The sequence below is a fragment of the Janthinobacterium kumbetense genome, from assembly GCF_023703445.1.
In the GTDB taxonomy this organism is placed as follows: domain Bacteria; phylum Pseudomonadota; class Gammaproteobacteria; order Burkholderiales; family Burkholderiaceae_D; genus Janthinobacterium; species Janthinobacterium kumbetense.
The window spans coordinates 70779-91115 of record NZ_JAMQGR010000002.1 but is presented as its reverse complement, the minus strand read 5'-3'; the positions used below and the strand labels follow the sequence as shown (position 1 = coordinate 91115).

Genomic DNA, 20337 nt, shown 5'->3' with positions numbered 1-20337 from the left:
ACTGGCGTTGCGCGTTTTTCGGGCGCATTTTATCGATTGTAGACTGACAGCCAAGTATTAACAACAAGCAAGAATAATTGACTAAACTCATGCAACATGCATATCAAAAAAGCACTTTAAATCCACGCTGCCGGCACTATGTATACTTTATCGCTTAGGCAACTATATTTTCAAGACAATACTTTGTTTTAATTAATATTGCCAATGAATCTGTAAAAAAAATCGGTGGGACGAAGCCTCGTTCGTTACGCGGTGCAAGAAAAGTAACAATGTATTAGTTTCCCTTTAGAATGAAACGCATCGCGCTATATTGAGAAGTAAAAAATGGCCGCAGGCCATCCACATTCTTGAAAGGACTCATCATGAAAACGAAAACGACGCGTACCTTCATTGCTGGTCTTGCCTTGCTGGCGAGCACTGCCGCCTGGGCGGGCACGGAAGTGCATTTCACCAAGCCGGAACAATTCTCGGATGTGTCTTTCGATCGGACGGAGCGTGAGAATGTCCTCAAGGACTTGGCGGCGCACTTCGCAAAACGGGGAGAGGCGCTCAAGCCCGGGCTAACCCTGAAGATCGATGTGACGGATCTGGACATGGCTGGCCGTGAAAATCCCGCCATGCGCTCTGCGCAGGATTTCCGCGTGATGACCGGCCAGGCCGACTGGCCGCGCATACGCTTGCACTATGTGCTGGAGCAAGATGGCAAGGTCATCGGCAGCGCCGATGCGGCCCTGTCCGATATGTCCTATCTGACGCGCATCAATCGTTATTCCAGCGGCGACAAGCTGCGCTATGAGAAGCAGATGATCGATGACTGGTTTGCGAGCACGTTCGGCGCGCAAGTGAAGAGTCCGGTACGCAAATGATCTTGCCGCGGCGCGAAGTGCCGGGCTGATCAACGCAAATAAGCGTGTTCGATGCGCGCCAGCTGGCCGCTATGCCGCAGGGCCAGCAGGGCGGCATTCATCTGCGCGACGAAATCGGCCTTGTAGGCCGGCGTGTTGCGCGCGCTGTAGGCGATATACGTCGCTTCGGACGACAATTCCAGCACTTCGTGCAAGGCAAAGCCGTAACGGGCCAGTTCGCCGCCCAGCCGGCGCGCCGTGTGGCGTGCCGCGCCGCGGTCGCTGGCGTAGCAATCGATGCGCCGCAAGGCCAGTTTTTTCAGATTGGCTTCATTGCCCTTGGCCGCTTCCAGGCGCAGCAGTCCCTCGCGGGCCGGCGCCATCAGTTTTTCCGAGAGTAAAAAACCCGTATTGACGCCGATGGTCAGGCCGGCAAAGTCGGCGGGAAACCGCGTGCGCGGCGTGCGCATGACGGCGTCATGGCAAAACAGCACCACCGATTCGCGGTACAGCATGGCCGAATACGGCTGCACGTAGGGCCGTTCCGTCTTGCGTCCGGGCGGAAACAGGCCGAAAACCTGGCCCTTTTCCAGCGCATCGAGGCCCCGCTTCCAGGGGCGCGGCTGCAGTTCCAGCCGGTAGGCGGGCATCGCGCTGGCCGCCTGGCGCAGGATATCGACATACATACCCTTGAAGACGCCGTTTTCCACATAGCTGTATGGCGCATAGTCGTCGTCGCCGTACAGGATGACGGTTTGCGGCGCGGCATGGCCGATGCCGGGGGCGGCCATCGCGCAGAGGGCGGCCAGCAGGCAGGCGCCGGCGCGGCGCAGGTCAATTTTACATATCATCCTGACAAGCATACAGGATGATGGCCGGAATGTACCGCGCCTCAATCGATCCAGTTCACCTGCGGGAACTTGCTGCCGAAATCTTCCGGCATGGGCACGACCTGGCTGAGCTTATAGTTGAAAAACACAAAGCCGGACTTGGCCATGGCGATCAGGGTGCTGTCGCGCGGACGCGTGATGCGGAAGGTGATGTCGCCGCCATACTTGTTGAAATCCATGACGCCCACTTCGAACAGCAACTGGTCGCGTGCATGGGCTTCGGCGCGGTAGGTGGTGGCCAGGTCGGTGACGATGATGCCGGTACCGTCCGCTTCGATGTCGCGCACGCCATATTCGAACAGGAAGCGGGCGCGGGCCTCGGAAATCATGGAAATCATGGAATCGTTGCCGAGATGGTTGCCGGCGTTGATGTCCGTCGTGCGTACCGTCAGTTGCGAGGAATAGCAGTACTGGTCTTCGGGGAATTCAAGTTTCAAACGGGCCATGGTGTTCTCTTGAGCTGGGGCGCAGGGCGCGGCGGAAAAAACCAATTCTAGCCGGTTCCCCGCGTCCCGTCGAAAAACGTCCCATCGTCCGTGTGCTGCAGGCATCGCGCAGGGGCACTATTTGCGTGCGATCCGGTAGACTTTCCCTGTGCCGCTCAGCACGTACAGCTCGTTTTGAGCATCCTGGCCGAACGACACGATGTTGCCCACGTTCGCGATGCCCCAGTCCGTCACGGCGGAGGCCGTGCCATTGCTGTAGCTGAAACTTTTCAGCCAGCCGCTGCAGTAGTCGGAATACAGGTATTGCCCCGCCAGTTCCGGCAGTGCTGCGCCCCGGTACACATAGCCGCCCGTGATCGAGCAGCCGCCGGCTGCATCGTGGCCGTAGGTGATGACGGGCAAGACCAGCCCCGTCTGGTTGCAGCTGGGGCTGTTGTAGCACTGCGTGCCTTCCATGATGTTCCAGCCATAGTTGTTGCCCGCCTGGCCCACGGGCCGCACGTCGACCTCTTCCCAGCTGGCCTGGCCCACGTCGGCGATATACAGCAGCAGGGCCGGCATGTCGAAGGCGTAGCGCCACGGATTGCGCAAGCCGTAGGCCCAGATTTCAGGGCGTCCGCCTGCCGAGGCAAAGGGATTGCCGGGTGGAATGGCGTACGGCTGGGCGACGTTGCTGGCGTTGACGTCCAGGCGCAGCAGCTTGCCGAGCAGTACATTCGTGTTTTGCGCGTTGCCGGGCGGGTCGCCCCCGCTGCCGCCATCGCCCGTGCCCGCATACAGATAGCCGTCCGGGCCAAAGCTGAGCAAGCCGCCATTGTGGTTGCTGAAGGTGGGATGGGCAATCGTGAGGATGGCCAGCGCGGACAAGGGATCGGCCACGTTGGCGTTGCCGGCCGACACTTGCCGCCGCTCGATGACGATGTCGCCGGCCAGGCTGGTGTAATAGATGAAGAAATAGCCATTGCTGGCGTACTGCGGATGGAAGGCCAGCGACAGCAAGCCCCGTTCGCCGCTGGTGGTGGTGAGCGTACTGATGTCGAGGAAGGGCGTGGCCAGCAGGCTGCCGTTCTGCACCACGCGGATGCGGCCGGCCCGTTCGACAATGAACAAACGGCTGTCGCCGGGCGGCGCCGTGAGGAAGAGGGGGGCATCCAGTCCGCTGGCCACTTCCTGCAGGCGCAGAGCCAGCGGCGTGGCTGCCGCATACGTGACGCTGGCGCTGGCTGTCGCCCCCGCAGTGACTTGCACCTGCTGCGTGACGGGCGTGGGCGCCAGCGTCCCCGTGCCTTGCGTCACGCTGGCGGCGCCAACCGCGTAGGCGCCGGGCGCCAGGCCAGTGAGCGTGGTGCTGGCCGTCAGCGTCTTGCTGTACGACGCAGGCCCCGTGACCGTGACGGCGCCCGCCACGCCGGCCGGCAAGCCGCCGAGGGTGACCGTCAGGTTCCCCGTGGTGGCGCCCGGCGCAGGGTGGTGATGGCCGCCGCCACAGGCAGCCAGCAGCGCCAGGCAGCATGCCAGCAGCAGGACCAGCCAGGGCAGCGGCAAGCGGGAAAGGAAATGGCGCATGTCAGTCTCCTGCGGGAACGACGCAATGGCTGCTCAAGAGGGGATGGGCTTGTGCCAAGAATGCGCGTCTTGGCGGCGGGAAGTTTGAGCTGGCGCAAACGTACGGTGGCATCGGACAAATGCGCCGCGTTTTCGGACAAGCGCGCCGGCACTTGCGCCGCGGCGCCCGCCGGCGCCCGATAATGGCGCATCTGAAACCGAGCAGGAATGACACACATGAAAACCAAAGCCGCGATTGCCTGGAAAGCGGGCGCCCCGCTGACCATCGAAGAAGTCGACCTGGCCGGCCCGCGCGCTGGCGAAGTGCTGGTCGAGCTGAAAGCCACGGGCATCTGCCATACCGATTACTACACCCTGTCCGGCGCCGACCCGGAAGGCATCTTCCCCGCCATTCTCGGCCATGAAGGTGCCGGCGTCGTCGTCGACGTGGGTCCGGGCGTGACGACCCTGAAAAAGGATGACCACGTCATTCCCCTGTACACGCCGGAATGCCGCCAGTGCAAGTTCTGCCTGTCGCAAAAGACCAATCTGTGCCAGGCCATCCGCTCCACGCAGGGCCGCGGCCTGATGCCGGACGCCACCAGCCGCTTTTCGCTGAATGGCCAGCCGCTGTTCCACTACATGGGCACGTCCACCTTTTCCAACTACATCGTCGTGCCGGAAATCGCGCTGGCGAAAATCCGCTCCGACGCGCCGTTCGACAAGGTCTGCTACATCGGCTGCGGCGTGACGACGGGCGTGGGCGCCGTCCTGTTCTCGGCCAAGGTCGAGGCGGGCGCCAACGTGGCCGTGTTCGGCCTGGGCGGCATCGGCCTGAACGTGATCCAGGCGGCGAAGATGGTGGGCGCCGATAAAATCATCGGCATCGACATCAATCCGGCGCGCCAGGCCATCGCGCGCAAGTTCGGCATGACGCACTTTATCAACCCGAATGAAGTGGAAAACGTCGTCGATGCCATCGTGCAACTGACGGACGGCGGTGCCGATTATTCGTTTGAGTGCGTCGGCAACACGACCCTGATGCGCCAGGCGCTCGAGTGCACGCACAAGGGCTGGGGCAAGTCCTTCATCATCGGCGTGGCGGCGGCGGGCCAGGAAATTTCCACGCGGCCATTCCAGCTGGTGACGGGACGCGAATGGCGCGGTTCGGCCTTCGGCGGCGCGCGCGGACGCACGGACGTGCCGAAGATCGTCGACTGGTATATGGAAGGCAAGCTCAACATTGACGACCTGATCACGCACCGCTTGCCGCTCGAGCGCATCAACGAAGGTTTCGACCTGATGAAGAGCGGCGAATCGATCCGTTCCGTCGTGTTGTATTAATTTTATCTGACTGTACTCATTGCGCAACACTTGACGGACGGGGCAGGGCGGCGCGCTGTACTTCGCTGCCTGCCCCTGCTAGTGTGAAGACATCACCGCCTTGCTTCGGGAGCCGTCCATGTTTGCCACTGCCTACCTCGCGACCTTGCGCCGCATGCTGCCCGTCTTCCTCGGCGCGGCCCTGTCTTCCCTGCTGGCCTTGTGGTGGAGCAATGCCGCCAGCCTCGCCACGCCCGCCATCTGGCTGGCGCTGCTGGCCACGTATCTGCTGTGCGCACTCCTGTTTACGCCGCTGGCCCGGCAGAGCCGTCAACTGGCGACGCGCCACGTGCGTCACGGCAAGCCGCGCTGATACCCGCTGCGCCTAGCGCGCCGTGCTGGAAAAGCGCTCGCGGTAATCGCGCGGCGTGATGGCGAGTTTCTTTTGAAACAGGCGGCGCAGCCTGTCCTCGCTGTGCAAGCCCGCCTGCACGGCCACCTGTTTTAAGGAAGACACATTGTCTTCCAGCAAGCGGCGCGCCACTTCAAAGCGGGCCGTGTCGATGAATTCCGTGGGACTGGTGCCCGTTTCGCGCTGGAACACGCGCGTAAAATTGCGCTCGCTCATGGCCAGCCTGGCCGCCAGCAGCGGCACGGTAAGCTCTTCGGCAAGATGCTCCATGATCCAGCCCTGCAACTGGCGGATGGTCGGGTGCGTCGTCATCTGGCTCGACAGGTGCACGGAAAACTGCGACTGGCCGCCGGGCCGCTTCAGATACACGACCAGGTCGCGCGCCACTTCCAGCGCGATATCGCGGCTGAAATCGTCTTCCACCAGGGCCAGCGCCAGGTCGATGCCGGCCGTCACGCCGGCCGACGTCCAGAATTTCCCTTCCCGCACGAAAATCGCATCGGCATTGACCTGTATCAATGGATAGCGCTGGCGCAGGCTATCCACGGCGCTCCAGTGCGTGGCAGCGCTCTTGCCGTCGAGCACGCCGGCCTCGGCCAGGAAGAAGCAGCCCGTGCACAGGGCCGCGAGGGTATCGATGCGCGGCGCCGCCTCGGCCACCCAGGCGGCGAGGGCTGGAATATCCTGCAAGACTTGCTCGACGTGGTGGCAGCCGACGATGACGGCCAGGTCGGGCAGGCGGTTCACATCGAGCGCCTTGCTGGCGTGCAGCGACATCAGCGTGTCCGACTCGACCGGGCCGACGGCTGTCGAGGCGATGCGCACGTCGTAGCCGCCGGGCAGATTGCGCAGGCGCAAATGGGTGTTGGCGTAGTCAAACACTTTCATGGCGCCGATGGCTTCGAGCGCCTTGAAGCCGGGATAGACGATGATGTCGACGGTGCGCAGGGGAAATTCTTTGGGGCTTTGCTTGATCATGCGATATGCGCGAGGGGGATAAATACTGCCATAATGCAACAACAGCGATGGCGTAGGTTAGCATGAAATAATCCGCGCGCCCGCTGGCTCCCCACCCACCGGATTCCTCGATATCGTGCGCTTACTCCACATTTTTGCCGCCCTGACATTGCTGCTGGGCTCAACCCTTGCCCACGCGGCCACGCTCAATTTCAATGGCGGCGCCGTCAGCGGCTGCACCCTGCCGGCGTCCAGCACCCAATACACGTGCGCCAGCCTGATCATGGGCAGCACCGACAACGTCGTCATCGCCAGCGGCTATGGCGTGACAGTCAACAGCGATGTGAGCATCGACTACAACCAGGGCCTGAGCATGAGCGGCACGGCGGCCCTGACGGCCAACAAGAATATCGACATCAGCAATGTCAATCCGCCCAACCTGAAGATCACGGGCGGCAGCCTGACGGCCAAGGGCGGCAATTTCAAGGTGGGGTCGCAGGGCGGCACCGTGCTCGTGGCCGATATCTCGGCGGCGTCCGTTTCCCTGGGCGGCACGCCCGTGAAGGTGACGGGCAATATCACGGCCACGGGCAATATCGACATTTCCTCCGGCTCGACGCTGAATGGCGCCATCAGCGGCGGCTCGATCAGCGGCAATTCCAAGGTCACGATCACGGGCAGCGTGAAGGCCAGCGGCAACGTCAGCATCGGCTCCAGCTCGACTATAACGGGACCCGTCAACGGCAGCAGCATCACCACCAGTTCCAGCGTGTCGATTACCGGCGACGTGACGGCGGTCAATTCCTTCAGCCTTGGTTCGGGCAGCAACCTGAATGGCACCACCAAGGCGCCCGTCGTCAGCATCGAGGCAGCGAACAGCCAGGTGCAGGGCGATATCACGGCCAGCACCTCGCTGACAGTCGGTTCGGGCAGCCAGGTGAAGGGCAACCTGACGTCGCCGACCATCGACTTAAAGGCCTCGGGCCTGCTGGTCACGGGCGACGTGAAAGCGTCCAGCTCCCTGAGCATCGCCTCCGGCAATGGCGTGAAGGGTAATGTCGAGGGCGGCAACGTCACGCTGGACTCGTCCAACGCGTATATCACGGGCAATGCGCTGGTCGACCACATCACCCTGGGCTGGCAGGGCCGGGTGCAGCAAACCATCACTTGCAAGGCGTATACACCGTCGAACCCGTGCAGTTGCGTGACGAACAACAGCGGCTGGGCCTTCAATGAACCGATGGGGCCGAAGTGCGGGCCCGGCACGCCGAGCGGACTGCACCATTTCCAGATCGAGCACCCGCTGACGGCGCTCACTTGCCAGGTGCCCACGGTGACGGTGACTGCCTGCGCCGACGCCAGCTGCAGCGCGGTGTACAAGGGTAGCCCCAGCGTCACCGTCAGCCCGGGCGGCGTGTCGACGCAGATCGATGCCAGCGGCGTCAACGCCAATGTCACGGTGCGCCAGACCACGGTGGGCATCGCCACCCTGAGCCTGGTCAGCACGCCCGCCACGACGGGCGCGCTGGTGTGCAAGAGCGGCGGCAACACGAGCAATTGCCAGATCAGCTTTCTCTCCAGCGGCTTCCAGGTAAGCGGCGTTCCGCGCTACGCGGAGGACGTGGCCGTACTGGAAATCAGCGCCTTGCAGACCTCGTCCGGCAACAGGGACGTGTGCGTGCCCATGTTCGCCAGCCAGACCAAGCAATTGAACCTGACTTGCGGGTACAGCAATCCGGACAAGGGAACATTGCCTGCGCGCATCTTTGACAGCGTCCAAAATAGCTATGTCGCCCTGGCTGGCAGCGACCAGAGCAGCTGCGCCGTGGCGAGCACCAAGGTGAATGTGACGTTCGGCGCCGATGGCGTGGCCAGGCCGAACATGCTGTATGCCGACGCGGGAGCGTTGCTCCTGACGGCTGCCTACAATCCGAAAAGCGGCAGCGATAACGGCCTGGACATGAGCGGCAGCGGCACGGTCATCGTGGCGCCAGCGAAATTTCTGTTCACGAAGCTGGCGCCGATTCAGCGCGCGGGCCTGGCGGCGGCGCCCTTGACGTCCGGTACGACCATCATGCTGTCGGCCGTCAACGCGGCCGGTGCCGTGACGAAGAATTTCGGCAACGAAAGCGGTGTCGCCGTGCAAAAAGTCGTGCTTGGCAATATCTTGCTGGCGCCGGTCTACGAAAACCCGGACGTTAACACGCCTGCCAATCCGACGGTCGGCGGCGATCTCGATTTCTTGAAAAAAGGGGGCATCATCACGGCGCCGCCGCTGGTCTGGCCCGAAGTGGGCCAGATCAATTTCACGGCCGCGCTGCAAAACGGTTATCTGGGCAGCAGCCTGACGTCGCCGGGGACGAGCGACCCCGTGCTCTTTTATCCGCACCACTTTGTGACGGAGCTGGTCGTCAAGCAAGTGGACCTCCCGGGGGGGGCGAAGACGGAGTTTCCTTTCCCGTGCAGCGCGCCGCTCGTGTGCGCCGGCAACCGCGCCGTGTATTCGCGCCAGCCCTTTGACCTGACCATCCGCGCCCAGACGGCCGCCGGCAACGAGACGAAGAACTTCGACGCCAGGAATGCCGACATCAACAAAACGCAGGTGCCGCTGGTCCCGTATGACGCGGCCACGGGGAACAACAAATATCCGCCCACGGCGCCATCGGGCAGCACGCTGACGGATGGGGCAACAGTACCTGCGGCCGTGACGGGCGTACCCGTCACCAGTTTTACCAATGGCGTTGCCACGCGCGCCATCGCCTACAGCTTCCCCGCCGCCTATGCCGTGCCCAAGCAGCCGACAGCGCTGGCATCGCCGACGGGGCTGCTGCTGCGCGCGACGTATGCCTATCCGGCAGCTGGCAATGTGAGCTCGGCGCCGGCCGATGGCAAGGAAGCGCAGCTGACCGTGTTCACGGGCCGCCTGATGGTGCCGCATGACTACGGTTCCGAGCGCTATCCCGTGCGCCTGGCCGTGCAGGCGCAGTACTGGGACGGCAAGACCTGGGTCACCAGTCTGCTGGACAGCATCAGCGCCTTCGGCAGCGCGCAGGTGGTGTTTGCCAATTGCAAGAAAACACTGGTGTGCAAGGACTTTGCATTCCCCGCTAACACGGTTATTACTTATACGTTCGACAAGGGCATCTTGCCGCCGAATAGACGCCTGATTGTGGCGGCGCCCGGCGCCGGCAAGACCGGCAGCGTCGATGTGTCCGTGCCCGGCATCGCGTACTTGCCCAGCACCGTGGGCACCGTCGTCTTTGGCGTCTTCAAGTCGGGCCCGGTGATTTACCTGCGCGAGATGTATTGAGCCAGGACAAAGGGTGGGCGCAGAAAGAGGGAAAAACCAGTAACATGCCTGGCTGTGGCATTCCCCCCAACCTCAGACTGGAGTTTCTATGAGCACAACATCGCAGTGGATCGATATCGCCGGCCCGGACGGCAGCTTCCAGGCTTACCTGGCCGTGCCGCACGTGGGCAAGGGCCCCGCCATCATCCTGTTACAGGAAATTTTCGGCGTCAACGAGCACATCCGCGCTGTGGCCGACCAGTACGCGGCCGATGGCTACGTGGTGCTGGTGCCCGACCTGTTCTGGCGCGCCGGTGCGCACATCGAACTGGGCTATGACGCGGACGGCTGGAAGCGCGCCGTCGAACTCATGCAGGCTACCGACAATGCCCACGCCGACGCCGATATCGCCGCCACCATCGCCGTCCTGCGCGCGCGTCCGGAAGTGACGGGCAAGCTGGCCTCCGTCGGCTACTGCTTTGGCGGCCGCTTGTCGTTCCAGACGGCCGCGGCTGGCCTGGTCGACGCGGCCATCGCCTATTACGGCGGCGGCATCCAGAACAAGCTGGACCTGGCCGACCGCATCCAGGTGCCGTTGCTCATGCATTTCGGCGGCCAGGACAGCCACATTCCGCCGGAAGCCGTGCAAAAGATCGCCGAACGCTTCGAAGACCGGCAAGACGTGGAAATCCACATCTACCCGGGCGCCGAGCACGGTTTCAACTGCACCCACCGCGACAGCTACCAGCAGCGCGCCGCCGCCCACGCGCACGGCAATTCCTTGATTTTCCTGGCGGAAAACCTGTAAGGCTGCCTCGCCAGGCCGGCCAGTTGTTATTCTCGAGCCCAATACGCGCCCAGCAACAAAGCCGCATGGGCGCTAAAATAGCGGCTGTGCCGGGCAACGCCCGGCAAACCTGGATGAGGAACCGAATTAAAGATGGCCCAAGTAATTGTTTCTGTAACATTGGCGGCAAGCGCCGAACGCGTGTGGGATTTTATCGGCGGCTTCCAGTCGCTGGCTGAATGGTCGAGCTCGATCAAGACCAGCCTGTCCGAACACGGCGGCCGCGTGCGCCGCCTGAAAACCACGGACGGCGCCATCATCGCCGAACGCCTGCAAAGCTACAGCGAGGCGGACAAGAGCTACAGCTACACCATCGTCTCGGGGCCGATCCCCGTCAAGAACTACCGCTCCACTCTGCGCGTCACGGGCGAGCCGGGCGGCGCTTCCTGCGTGGCGGAATGGGCCAGCGAGTTCGACGCGGCCGAAGGCGTGGAAGAAGTCATGGTGGGTGCGTTCCAGCACCTGTATGAAACGGCATTCATCGACCTGAAACGCATCATGGCAATTTAGAGCGCCTGACAAAAAGTCCATGGCGTTGTTGCGTTGCCTCGCCGTACATTCGTACTGTCTTCGGCAACACGCCTAGCCCTGAACATTTTGTCCAGCACTCTTAAAAAAACACCGGCACATGCCGGTGTTTTGCATGGCGCCTAGCGTTTGACCTTGCCAAACGCTTCGCCCTTGTTCCATGCAGGCAAATTCTTGTCGTTCGCCACTTCATAGCCGAGGTTCAGGGTGAACTGCGCCTGCTGCACCATGCCCGACAGGTCCCACGACGGGTGGTATTCATCCGTTACCTGGTGGTAATCTTTCTTGAACGCCACCAGGCGTTCGCCGGACGCTTTCGGCTCCTTGACGAAGTCGAACGAGCCGTCGCCGGAAAATACGGCCGAACCCACGTTGAAGGCGGGCACGCCAGCCTTGGCAAACGCAAAGTGGTCGGCCCGGTAAAACGCGCCGGACAGGTCGGGAATGGTGGGCGCCAGGCGCAAGCCCATGCGCTTGGCCACCTTGGCGGCGCTCGCGTACAGGCTGCTGCGCTCGGCGCCGGCCACGCCGATGTCGTGCGTCTTGCCGACGAAATTCATGCTGTCGAGGTTCAGGTCGGCGGCCGTTTTCGCCAGCGGCCACAGGGGCTTGCGCGTGTAGGCCGTGCTTCCCAGCATGCCCGTTTCCTCGCCGGCCGGCCACAGGAAGATCTGCGTGCGCCGTGCAGGTTGTTTTACCGCAACTTGCGCCATGGCCAGCAGGGCCGCCGCGCCCGAGGCGTTGTCGATGGCGCCGTTGTAGATGTGGTCGCTTTGCCCTGAGCGGGCGCTGCCTTCGTCATCCTTGCCCAGGTGGTCCCAGTGGGCAGAGTAAATCACAGCTTCGTCCTTGAGTTTCGGATCCGTGCCCGGCACGATGCCGGCCACGTTGAATTGCTCGATGCTGCGGATCTGGCTGTTCAAGACCACCTTGACCGTGGCGTTCAAGGCCACGGGACGGAATTCGCGCGTTTCCGCCTGCGCGCGCAAGGCATCGAGGTCTTGCCCACCCGCCTGGAACAGGGCGCGCGCCATGTCTTCCTGCAGCCAGCCTTCCATCGCATTGCCCGCGCCGGCCAGGTTGAAGCGTTCATGGCCGAAACCGTTGGCCGGCACCGACCACGGATACGACGCGGACGCCGTCGTGTGGATCAGCAGCACGCCGGCGGCGCCCTGGCGCAGCGCTTCCTCGTACTTGTAGACCCAGCGGCCGTACCAGGTCAGCGACTTGCCGGCAAAGCGGTTCGGTTCGGCAACGGTCGGCTGCGGGTCGTTGACCATCAGGATGACCATTTTTCCTTTTAAATCAGCACCCTTGAAGTCGTCCCACTGCTCTTCGGGGGCGCGGATGCCGTAGCCGGCGAACACGACGGGCGCGTCGAACGCCACTGTCTGCTGGCCATTGGCCGCGCCAAAGACGATGTCCTGGCCGAAGGCGGGGGACAAGGTCTTGCCGCCCGCGCTGAAGGTCACTGTGCTCGATGGCAAGGCCTTGCTGCCGACGATGGTCAGCGCCTGGCGATACGTGCCGTCCGGCAATGGTTGTAAGCCGGCCACGGCCGCCTGCGTTTCCAGGTAGCGCACGGCCAGATCGCCGCCGCGCTGGCCCGTGCCGCGTCCTTCCAGCAAGTCGTCGGCCAGGAAGGACAGGTGGGCGCGCAGGGGCGCCTCGGCAACGAGCGGTTGGGCGAGGGTAACCGTGCTGAACAGGCTGGCGGCGAGGACGAAGGGAAAACGCATGACAACTCCAAAAGTGAATACGGGAAAGCAAAGCAGCGGTAATCTTACTCTACCGCAATGCATTGGCGTAGCGCGCGGCGCGCGCCAGCCGATTGGGGCCACAATGGCTGCTGGTCCACCGACAAGGAGCGTTCCATGACTCGCCCTGACTTGCAATCGAGCAATACCCTGCGTACCGCCGACGGCACCTTGATCTACTACAAGGACTGGGGCAGCGGCCCGCCCGTCGTTTTCAGCCACGGCTGGCCCTTGTCTTCCGACGCCTGGGAAGACCAGATGTTCTATCTGGCCTCGCGCGGCTACCGCGTCATCGCGCACGACCGGCGCGGCCACGGCCGTTCCAGCCAGCCGTTCGGCGGCAACGACATGGATACCTATGCCGACGACCTGGCCGCCCTGATCGCCGCGCTGGACTTGACGGGCGCCACCCTCGTCGGCCATTCGACGGGCGGCGGCGAAGTGGCGCGCTACATCGGCCGCCATGGCACGCAGCGCCTGGCCGGCGCCGTGCTCGTGGGCGCCGTGCCGCCGCTGATGCTGCAAACGGCCGACAATCCGCTGGGTTTGCCGCTGTCCGCGTTCGACGCCATCCGCGCAGGCGTGCAGGCCGACCGCAGCCAGTTTTTCCGCGACTTGAGCGAGCCCTTCTATGGCTACAACCGGCCCGGTGCGAAGCCGTCGCAGGGCGTGCGCGACAGTTTCTGGCGGCAAGGCATGCAGGCGGGCATGCCGGCCGCCTACCTGTGCATCAAGCAGTTTTCGGAAACGGATTTCACGGGCGACCTGGCCAGATTCGACGTGCCGACCCTGGTGATCCATGGCGACGACGACCAGATCGTGCCGATCGCCGCCTCGGCGCGCCGCACTGCCGAGCTCATCATCGGTAGCAAATTGCTCGTGTATGCGGGCGCGCCGCACGGCCTGGCGACGACGCACAAGGATAGGCTGAACGAGGACTTGCTGGAGTTCTTGCGCACCTGAAGCCGGGGCGGGCGCCGTGACGGCGAGGCGCCCGCCGTAGCTGTTGCCACACAGAACAGGCGCAGCCGGCATATTGTTGTGTATCGTTTAATGTTGGCAAAATCACGCGCCAAATGCGTGCGGATCGCCGATTTTTCTGGCTTTTTTACGTAGATATGGCGCAAAAAACGGCGTTCTGCGGCATGCAGCCACCCGGTAAGGTCCAGTAAAGAGTAAACTAGCAGATACACTCTTTCGCATTGGGCGATTCGAGCGAACTTGTGAGTGATTTCATGTCTGATACACCAATTTCCTTATTTTCCGACCTTAACCTGAGCGAGCCGCTGATTCGCGCGCTCAAGGATGTCGGTTACGAAACACCGTCGCCTATCCAGGCGGCGACGATTCCATTATTGCTCGCGAACCGCGACGTGCTGGGCCAGGCGCAAACAGGCACGGGTAAGACCGCCGCCTTCGCCTTGCCGATCCTGTCGCGCATCGATCTGAAACAAAGCTCACCCCAAGCCCTGGTCCTGGCACCGACGCGCGAACTGGCCATCCAGGTCGCCGAAGCGTTCCAGGTGTACGCTGCCCACATCCCCGGCTTCCACGTGCTGCCGATCTACGGCGGCCAAAGCTACGGCCCGCAACTGTCGGCCTTGCGCCGCGGCGTGCACGTCGTCGTCGGCACCCCTGGCCGCGTCATCGATCACCTGGACAAGGGTTCGCTCGACCTGTCCAAGCTGAAAACCCTGGTACTCGACGAAGCCGATGAAATGCTGCGCATGGGCTTTATCGACGACGTCGAACGCATTTTGCAAGAAACGCCGGAAGGCCATCAAACGGCCCTGTTCTCGGCCACCATGCCTTCCGTCATCAAGCGCATCGCCACGACCTACCTGGTGAACCCGGCCGAAGTGACGGTCGCCGCGAAGACGGGCACGGCCGACAACATCCGCCAGCGCTACTGGCTGGTGTCGGGCATGCACAAGCTCGACGCGCTGACCCGCATCCTGGAAGCGGAAGCGTTTGACGGCATGATCATCTTTGCCCGCACCAAGTTGGGCACGGAAGAGCTGGCCGGCAAGCTGCAAGCCCGCGGCTTCTCGGCTGCCGCCATCAATGGCGACATCCAGCAAGCCCAGCGCGAGCGCACGATCCAGCAGTTGAAAGACGGCAAGATCGACATTTTGGTCGCCACCGACGTGGCCGCCCGCGGCCTGGACGTCGAGCGCATCAGCCACGTCGTCAACTACGACGTGCCGCACGATCCGGAAAGCTACACCCACCGCATCGGCCGCACGGGCCGCGCCGGCCGCAGCGGCGAAGCGATCCTGTTCATCACCCCGCGTGAAAAGAACTTGCTCAAAGCCATCGAACGCTCGACCCGCCAGCCGATCGGCATGCTGGAACTGCCGACGATCCAGGCCGTCAACGACGTGCGTATCGCCAAGTTCAAGGAACAGATCAGCGAAACCCTGGCCTTGGGCGAACTGGAGCAGTTTCAGTCGCTGATCGAAGATTTCGAACGCGAACAGAACATTCCCGCCATCGAAATCGCCGCCGCCCTGGCGAAGATGGCGCGTGGCAATGTGCCTTTGTTGCTGGACAAAAACAAGGCACGCGAGCAAGCCACGTGGCAGGACGACCGTCCTGCGCGCCAAGACCGCTTTGACCGCCCTGAACGCAATGACCGTTTCGAACGCAATGACCGCTTCGACCGCAACGAGCGCAGCGAGCGCCCGGCCTTCCCGAAAAAGGAACGCATCCAGCGTCCGGCCGACGCCGGCATGCAAACCTTCCGCATTGAGGTAGGTCATCAGCATGGCGTGAAGCCGGGCAATATCGTGGGCGCCATCGCCAACGAAGCGGGCATCGATTCGAAAAACATCGGCCGCATCGAAATCTATGACGACTACAGCGTCCTGGACTTGCCAGACAGCATGCCGAAAGAATTGCTGGATCAGCTGAAAACCGTGTGGGTGGCGGGCCAGCAGCTGCGTATCAGCCGCGACGGCGACGCACCGGACCTGGCGCCGCCAGCCGCGCCGCGCAAGCCGTTCGCCGCCAAGTCCGCGCCAGCGTTCAAGGATGCACCGGCGGACGCGGGCGAAGTTGCCCCGCGCGCGCCGAAGAAGGAACGTCCACGCCCGGGCGTGACGGCCTACCGCATCGAAGTGGGCCGTGAGCACGCCGTAACGCCAAGCAATATCGTCGGCGCCATCGCCAACGAAGCGAACCTGGAAGCCAAGCATATCGGCCGCATCGATATCTTTGACAACTACAGCGTGCTGGACTTACCGGAAGGCATGCCGCCGGAAATCCTCGACCACTTGAAATCGGTTGTCGTTTCGGGTCAGAAACTGCGCATCAGCCTGGACGATGGCACGACGGAGCGCAAGCCTGCGCCGCCGCGTCCGAAGTCGCCACCCCGTAAAACGTACAAGTAAGCCATCCCCACGGGCGCTTCGGCGCCTGTGTCGCGGATTGGAGACACATCCCCCACTGGCGCATTCGCGCCAGTTTTTATTTTCCCTCAAGAAATAAACATGGTTGCCGCGTTATGGTTGGCGGCAGGTATCGCCATCTGCCGGCAATGGCCGCCGCTCCTTTGCATCTTTTTATCGGCGTAAACGCCATCTTTATTGCCTGTCGCATCGATACATAATTTTTTATTAATTATTGTATGTGCACGCAATTTAAATTTTGCATTTCAATAAAATCAATCAAGTTGAATCAAAGTAAATCCTAAAATATAAATAAATTGACTTTTATTAAATTGTTTGACTGGCGTCACTGTCGCCGAGGCGATATATCATGGGTGCTTGATGTGGTATATTGTTTTTATGTTTTTGTTATGCTAGTTGAAAAAAATAGAGGAGCGACGATGCGGGTCAATACGCCTATCACGCAAAATGAATACGTATTAAATGAAGGCATGACGATTGTTTCCACCACGGATTTACAGGGAAACATCAATTACGCCAATCAGTATTTCATTGAAGTCAGCGGTTTTTCAGAAATGGAACTGCTGGGTGCGCCACAGAATATCCTGCGCCATCCCGATATGCCGGCCGAAGCGTTTGCCGACCTGTGGGACACCATCAAGACGGGCATGCCCTGGACTGGCATGGTCAAGAACCGCTGCAAGAATGGCGATTTCTATTGGGTCTTCGCCAATATCACGCCCGTCATCGAAAGCGGCCGCCCGATCGGCTATATGTCCGTGCGCACCAAGCCCACGCGCGAGCAGATCAACGAAGCGGCAGCCCTGTATAAAAGTTTCAAAGATGGCAATTCCGCCAACCTGGCGATCCGCAATGGCCGCGTCGTGCGCCAGGGCTGGGCCGCCAAGCTGGCCGAATGGCGCAAGCTGAGCCTGTCGCAAGACCTGGCCCTGCATTGCATCGTCTTCGGCGTGGTGCTGGCCATCCTCGGTTGCGCCGTGTGGAATATCGACGGTGACACGAGCACGGCCACGCGCAGCTGGCTCAGCGGTGCCGCCGCCGCCGCCGTGGCGCTGATGCTGTATTTCTGGGCCCATCTGCACAATTCCCTCGTCGCCCCGCTGGGCGACGCCATCACGGTAGCGCGCAAGATGGCCGGCGGCGACTTGACGGGCGTCATCGACAAGGTGCGCGACGATGACATGGGGCAATTGATGGCGGCCTTGCGCCAGACCAACATCAACTTGCACAGCATCATCGGCGACGTGCGCGCCAACTTCGAGGATATCCGCATCACCACGGCGGAAATTGCCACGGGCAATATGGACTTGTCCAGCCGCACGGAATCGCAGGCGTCCAGCCTCGAGCAGACGGCGGCCAGCATGGAAGAACTGACGTCGACCGTGCAAAACAGCGCCGACCATGTGGCCACGGCCAACGACCTGGCGGCGCAGGCGTCCACCGTGGCGGCCAAGGGCGGCACCATCGTCAGCGAAGTGGTCACCACGATGGATGAGATCAGCTCGTCGTCGCGCAAGATTCTCGACATTATCGGCTTGATCGACGGCATCGCCTTCCAGACGAATATCCTCGCCTTGAACGCGGCCGTGGAAGCGGCCCGCGCGGGCGAGCACGGTCGCGGCTTCGCCGTCGTGGCCGGCGAAGTGCGCAGCCTGGCGCAGCGTTCGGCAACGGCCGCGAAAGAAGTGAAAAACCTGATCGACCATTCGATCGCCACCGTGAACGCGGGCAGCGTGCTGACCAGCAATGCGGGCGCCACCATGGCGGAAGTGATCGCCTCGGTAGCCCGCGTGACGGAAGTGATGGACGAGATTTCCTCGACCACGCGCGAGCAGAACCAGGGCATCGGGCAAGTCAACCAGGCCGTCATCCACATGGATGGCATCACGCAGCAGAATGCGGCGCTGGTGGAGCAGGCGGCCGCGGCCGCCACCAACCTGGCGCAGCGCACCGACAGCGTGGCCCAGTCGATCGGCATTTTCAAGCTGAAGGCGTCGCCCAAGCGCAAGGTTGCCGGCGTGGGCCGCAGCGTGGGCGCGGGCGTCGCGTCGCGGGCCTTGCTGAAGGCACGATAAGCATGCCACTCCCGCCAGCGCCATGCTGGCGGGAATCACTTCCGTACCCGGTACACCTCGCCGCCGCGCACCTGCTTCACCACCCCATCCCCGCCAAACAGAATCACATATTCCCCCTGCGCGCCCGAGGCCGCCGGATAGGTGTACATCCACACTTCCTTGCCGCTGTCGAAACGGATGGACGTGCTGTCGCCCAGTGCGGCGCGCACCTGTTCGCGCGTGCTGTTGCCCACTTGCACCGTCTGTTCCAGGGTGGCGTAGGGCACATTCTTGCTTGCTTGCAAGGCGCGCGTGCCGGAGCAGGCGGCCAGCAGCGTCAACAAGATCAGCGACAGCCACTTCATGGCGCCACCTCGTCCATGTAAGTAAATTCCAGCAGGGTGTCGTCCGGCCAGTTGTTATCCCACAAGGGCGCGTAGTACGTGCGGTCAAGCAAGACCTGGCAATCGCAATAGGGCAGCGAGGCGGGCGTTTGCTCGCCGCCCGCGTACAGCATGGTGAACGGCAGCGCCAGGCGGCGCTCGCCGTGCACGAGGGTCACGCCGAACAGGGGACGGTCCGTGAAGAACAGATAATTGCCATCCGGCTCGGAACACACTTTATCTGTGCTGTAGAGCATGCTGGACAGCCAGGCGATGATTTGCGGGTCGTTCGAGATCAGGCCCGAATCCATGCCGGCGCGGCATTCCAGGCGCAGGTCGCCCAGGCGCCGCGTGCCGGGCGGCAAGCCGGGCGTGATCACTTGCGCGCGCCAGCTCATGGTGGTGGCCTTGCGGTTGGCCAGCAGCACGGCGTCTTCGCGCGCCGCTTGCGCATTGCGCACGGGGGCAAAGCTGTTGTCTTCGGCCAAGGGCAAGGGGATGCTGACCGTGTCGCCGGCGATGCGCAGCTGCACGCCCTGCATGTCCACGCCGGGCTGGCGCGGCAGCAAGCGGAAGCGCAGCACGGCCTGCGGCGCCAGCGCATGGTCGCGCTCGAAGCGGTCCACGCCCTGCAGCATCTTGCGGTAGGACTTGTCGACGGGGTCGCGCGTGGCGTCCACCTTCACCTGCGGCACGGGCGCGGTTTGCGCCAGCGCAATAGGGCCGTGGAGCAAGCCTATGATCAGCAGTAATCGATAAATACGCATGGCTTGATGCTACGCCTTTTTTCGCATCCGCCACGCACGGGTGGGCGTGTCTGTACTCGCTATCAGTACTCGCTGTATTTGCGCGCGTCGCCGCGCACCTGCTGCGCCGGGTATTTCTGTGCGTTCAGTTGCATCTTTTCCAGCACGGCCGCGTGCAGGTCGACGCCGCTCTTGTCGGCCAGGCGCACCAGGTACATCAGCACGTCGGCCAGTTCGTGGCGGATGCCCGTGCGCTTCGCCTCGTCCAGTTCGCTATCCGCGCCCGTGGCCAGCCACTGGTAGTGTTCCGCCAATTCCGCCACTTCCACGGACAGGGCCATGGCCAGGTTTTTCGGCGTGTGGAACTGGTCCCAGTCGCGCTCGTCGGCAAAGGCGCGCAGGCGCGCGCGGATGTCAAACAGGCTGTCGCTGGGCGCGCTCATGCCGCCGCCTGAAGCGGTTTTTCCATGAAGACACTGAATGGGTCGTCGGGATAGTCGCCGTACGGTCCCCGCCGCTGGTAGCCGTGGCGCGCGTACAGGGCGATCGCCTCGGGCTGGTGGATGCCCGTTTCCAGGGTCAGCAAGCGGCAGCCGCGCGCCAGCGCCTGTTCTTCCAGCAAGGCCAGCAAGCGTTTCGCCAGGCCCAGTCCCCGGCTGTCAGGGTGCACGTACATGCGCTTGACCTCGCCGAAAGCGGGCGTGACGACGATGGCGCCGCAGGCGCGCGCCGTGCCGGCCGCATCGCGGGCGACGGCAAACAGCAGGGTGTCCGGCGGTACGGACGCCAGGTCCAGCGAGTAGACGCATTCGGCCGGATACAGGGTCTGTTGATATGCATCAAGTTCGGCGATCAGGGTTTGCACGTCGGCTTGCTGCGGCGATTCCAGGCGGATGGTCATGGGG

At 62.7% G+C, this 20337-nt stretch carries 18 protein-coding genes; 9 read left to right on the top strand and 9 right to left on the bottom strand.

Features of this window, described 5'->3' with window-relative positions:
* The first annotated feature begins 347 nt into the window (after positions 1-347).
* Complete coding sequence (locus NCG91_RS07785; protein ID WP_251349288.1) at positions 348-866, top strand: DUF3016 domain-containing protein; 519 nt, start codon at positions 348-350, stop codon at positions 864-866.
* 29 nt (positions 867-895) lie between these two features.
* Here NCG91_RS07785 and NCG91_RS07780 read toward each other — a convergent pair whose 3' ends face one another.
* From NCG91_RS07780 to NCG91_RS07770, 3 genes are all read right to left on the bottom strand, one after another.
* On the bottom strand, positions 896-1696 hold the full coding sequence (locus NCG91_RS07780; RefSeq protein WP_251349287.1) for a substrate-binding periplasmic protein: 801 nt from the start codon (positions 1694-1696) through the stop codon (positions 896-898).
* A 41-nt stretch (positions 1697-1737) separates the two neighbouring features.
* Entirely contained in the window at positions 1738-2181 is a 444-nt protein-coding gene (locus tag NCG91_RS07775; RefSeq protein WP_077399141.1) for a thioesterase family protein, read from the bottom strand.
* A 117-nt stretch (positions 2182-2298) separates the two neighbouring features.
* Positions 2299-3747 (bottom strand): PQQ-dependent sugar dehydrogenase, encoded by a 1449-nt coding sequence (locus NCG91_RS07770; RefSeq protein ID WP_251349286.1) that lies wholly within the window; start codon positions 3745-3747, stop codon positions 2299-2301.
* Positions 3748-3963: 216 nt separating this feature from the next.
* On the opposite strand from NCG91_RS07770, the gene NCG91_RS07765 reads away from it, so the two are divergent.
* Together NCG91_RS07765 and NCG91_RS07760 are read left to right on the top strand one after the other, a co-directional pair.
* Entirely contained in the window at positions 3964-5070 is a 1107-nt protein-coding gene (locus NCG91_RS07765; protein ID WP_034753481.1) for an S-(hydroxymethyl)glutathione dehydrogenase/class III alcohol dehydrogenase, read from the top strand.
* A gap of 118 nt (positions 5071-5188) precedes the next feature.
* Entirely contained in the window at positions 5189-5422 is a 234-nt protein-coding gene (locus NCG91_RS07760) for a hypothetical protein (RefSeq protein ID WP_034784311.1), read from the top strand.
* A 12-nt stretch (positions 5423-5434) separates the two neighbouring features.
* Here the strand turns inward: NCG91_RS07760 and NCG91_RS07755 are convergent, their stop codons facing one another.
* Positions 5435-6439: a GlxA family transcriptional regulator gene (locus NCG91_RS07755; protein WP_251349285.1), complete on the bottom strand. Its 1005-nt coding sequence runs from the start codon at positions 6437-6439 to the stop codon at positions 5435-5437.
* Between the two features lie 115 nt (positions 6440-6554).
* Here NCG91_RS07755 and NCG91_RS07750 point away from each other — a divergent pair, with 115 nt between their 5' ends.
* The 3 genes from NCG91_RS07750 to NCG91_RS07740 all read left to right on the top strand — a co-directional run bounded on the left by NCG91_RS07750 (position 6555) and on the right by NCG91_RS07740 (position 11064).
* Entirely contained in the window at positions 6555-9728 is a 3174-nt protein-coding gene (locus NCG91_RS07750; RefSeq protein ID WP_251349284.1) for a DUF6701 domain-containing protein, read from the top strand.
* A gap of 88 nt (positions 9729-9816) precedes the next feature.
* Entirely contained in the window at positions 9817-10515 is a 699-nt protein-coding gene (locus NCG91_RS07745) for a dienelactone hydrolase family protein (protein ID WP_099665616.1), read from the top strand.
* Positions 10516-10647: 132 nt separating this feature from the next.
* Positions 10648-11064: an SRPBCC family protein gene (locus tag NCG91_RS07740; RefSeq protein WP_251349283.1), complete on the top strand. Its 417-nt coding sequence runs from the start codon at positions 10648-10650 to the stop codon at positions 11062-11064.
* Positions 11065-11204: 140 nt separating this feature from the next.
* Here NCG91_RS07740 and NCG91_RS07735 read toward each other — a convergent pair whose 3' ends face one another.
* A complete protein-coding gene (locus NCG91_RS07735) occupies positions 11205-12821 on the bottom strand; it encodes a M28 family peptidase (protein WP_251349282.1) in 1617 nt (538 codons plus the stop codon).
* A gap of 135 nt (positions 12822-12956) precedes the next feature.
* Here NCG91_RS07735 and NCG91_RS07730 point away from each other — a divergent pair, with 135 nt between their 5' ends.
* The 3 genes from NCG91_RS07730 to NCG91_RS07720 all read left to right on the top strand — a co-directional run bounded on the left by NCG91_RS07730 (position 12957) and on the right by NCG91_RS07720 (position 18324).
* A complete protein-coding gene (locus NCG91_RS07730; protein ID WP_251349281.1) occupies positions 12957-13802 on the top strand; it encodes an alpha/beta fold hydrolase in 846 nt (281 codons plus the stop codon).
* Between the two features lie 272 nt (positions 13803-14074).
* The gene (locus NCG91_RS07725; RefSeq protein WP_251349280.1) at positions 14075-16231 is read left to right on the top strand and encodes a DEAD/DEAH box helicase; all 2157 of its coding nucleotides are present in this window, start codon (positions 14075-14077) and stop codon (positions 16229-16231) included.
* 437 nt (positions 16232-16668) lie between these two features.
* Positions 16669-18324, top strand: coding sequence for a methyl-accepting chemotaxis protein (locus NCG91_RS07720; protein WP_099665611.1), 1656 nt, complete (start codon positions 16669-16671; stop codon positions 18322-18324).
* A gap of 35 nt (positions 18325-18359) precedes the next feature.
* Here the strand turns inward: NCG91_RS07720 and bamE are convergent, their stop codons facing one another.
* The 4 genes from bamE to NCG91_RS07700 all read right to left on the bottom strand — a co-directional run bounded on the left by bamE (position 18360) and on the right by NCG91_RS07700 (position 20333).
* Positions 18360-18668, bottom strand: coding sequence for an outer membrane protein assembly factor BamE domain-containing protein (gene bamE, locus NCG91_RS07715; protein ID WP_251349279.1), 309 nt, complete (start codon positions 18666-18668; stop codon positions 18360-18362).
* The gene (locus NCG91_RS07710; protein WP_251349278.1) at positions 18665-19453 is read right to left on the bottom strand and encodes a hypothetical protein; all 789 of its coding nucleotides are present in this window, start codon (positions 19451-19453) and stop codon (positions 18665-18667) included. The genes bamE and NCG91_RS07710 overlap by 4 nt, the downstream gene beginning before the upstream one ends.
* A gap of 62 nt (positions 19454-19515) precedes the next feature.
* Positions 19516-19875 carry a nucleotide pyrophosphohydrolase gene (locus tag NCG91_RS07705; RefSeq protein WP_251349277.1) on the bottom strand — a complete coding sequence of 120 codons (360 nt, stop codon included), beginning with the start codon at positions 19873-19875 and terminating at the stop codon, positions 19516-19518.
* Positions 19872-20333 carry a GNAT family N-acetyltransferase gene (locus NCG91_RS07700; RefSeq protein ID WP_251349276.1) on the bottom strand — a complete coding sequence of 154 codons (462 nt, stop codon included), beginning with the start codon at positions 20331-20333 and terminating at the stop codon, positions 19872-19874. Before NCG91_RS07700 ends, NCG91_RS07705 begins: the two co-directional genes overlap by 4 nt.
* Positions 20334-20337: the final 4 nt, after the last annotated feature.

Bases quoted from the DNA above. Each gene is read 5' to 3' on its own strand.
- NCG91_RS07780 (WP_251349287.1), bottom strand. From the start codon at position 1,696: ATGATATGTAAAATTGACCTGCGCCGCGCCGGCGCCTGCCTGCTGGCC.
- NCG91_RS07775 (WP_077399141.1), bottom strand. From the start codon at position 2,181: ATGGCCCGTTTGAAACTTGAATTCCCCGAAGACCAGTACTGCTATTCC.
- NCG91_RS07770 (WP_251349286.1), bottom strand. From the start codon at position 3,747: ATGCGCCATTTCCTTTCCCGCTTGCCGCTGCCCTGGCTGGTCCTGCTG.
- NCG91_RS07765 (WP_034753481.1), top strand. From the start codon at position 3,964: ATGAAAACCAAAGCCGCGATTGCCTGGAAAGCGGGCGCCCCGCTGACC.
- NCG91_RS07760 (WP_034784311.1), top strand. From the start codon at position 5,189: ATGTTTGCCACTGCCTACCTCGCGACCTTGCGCCGCATGCTGCCCGTC.
- NCG91_RS07755 (WP_251349285.1), bottom strand. From the start codon at position 6,439: ATGATCAAGCAAAGCCCCAAAGAATTTCCCCTGCGCACCGTCGACATC.
- NCG91_RS07745 (WP_099665616.1), top strand. From the start codon at position 9,817: ATGAGCACAACATCGCAGTGGATCGATATCGCCGGCCCGGACGGCAGC.
- NCG91_RS07740 (WP_251349283.1), top strand. From the start codon at position 10,648: ATGGCCCAAGTAATTGTTTCTGTAACATTGGCGGCAAGCGCCGAACGC.
- NCG91_RS07735 (WP_251349282.1), bottom strand. From the start codon at position 12,821: ATGCGTTTTCCCTTCGTCCTCGCCGCCAGCCTGTTCAGCACGGTTACC.
- NCG91_RS07730 (WP_251349281.1), top strand. From the start codon at position 12,957: ATGACTCGCCCTGACTTGCAATCGAGCAATACCCTGCGTACCGCCGAC.
- NCG91_RS07725 (WP_251349280.1), top strand. From the start codon at position 14,075: ATGTCTGATACACCAATTTCCTTATTTTCCGACCTTAACCTGAGCGAG.
- NCG91_RS07720 (WP_099665611.1), top strand. From the start codon at position 16,669: ATGCGGGTCAATACGCCTATCACGCAAAATGAATACGTATTAAATGAA.
- bamE (WP_251349279.1), bottom strand. From the start codon at position 18,668: ATGAAGTGGCTGTCGCTGATCTTGTTGACGCTGCTGGCCGCCTGCTCC.
- NCG91_RS07710 (WP_251349278.1), bottom strand. From the start codon at position 19,453: ATGCGTATTTATCGATTACTGCTGATCATAGGCTTGCTCCACGGCCCT.
- NCG91_RS07705 (WP_251349277.1), bottom strand. From the start codon at position 19,875: ATGAGCGCGCCCAGCGACAGCCTGTTTGACATCCGCGCGCGCCTGCGC.
- NCG91_RS07700 (WP_251349276.1), bottom strand. From the start codon at position 20,333: ATGACCATCCGCCTGGAATCGCCGCAGCAAGCCGACGTGCAAACCCTG.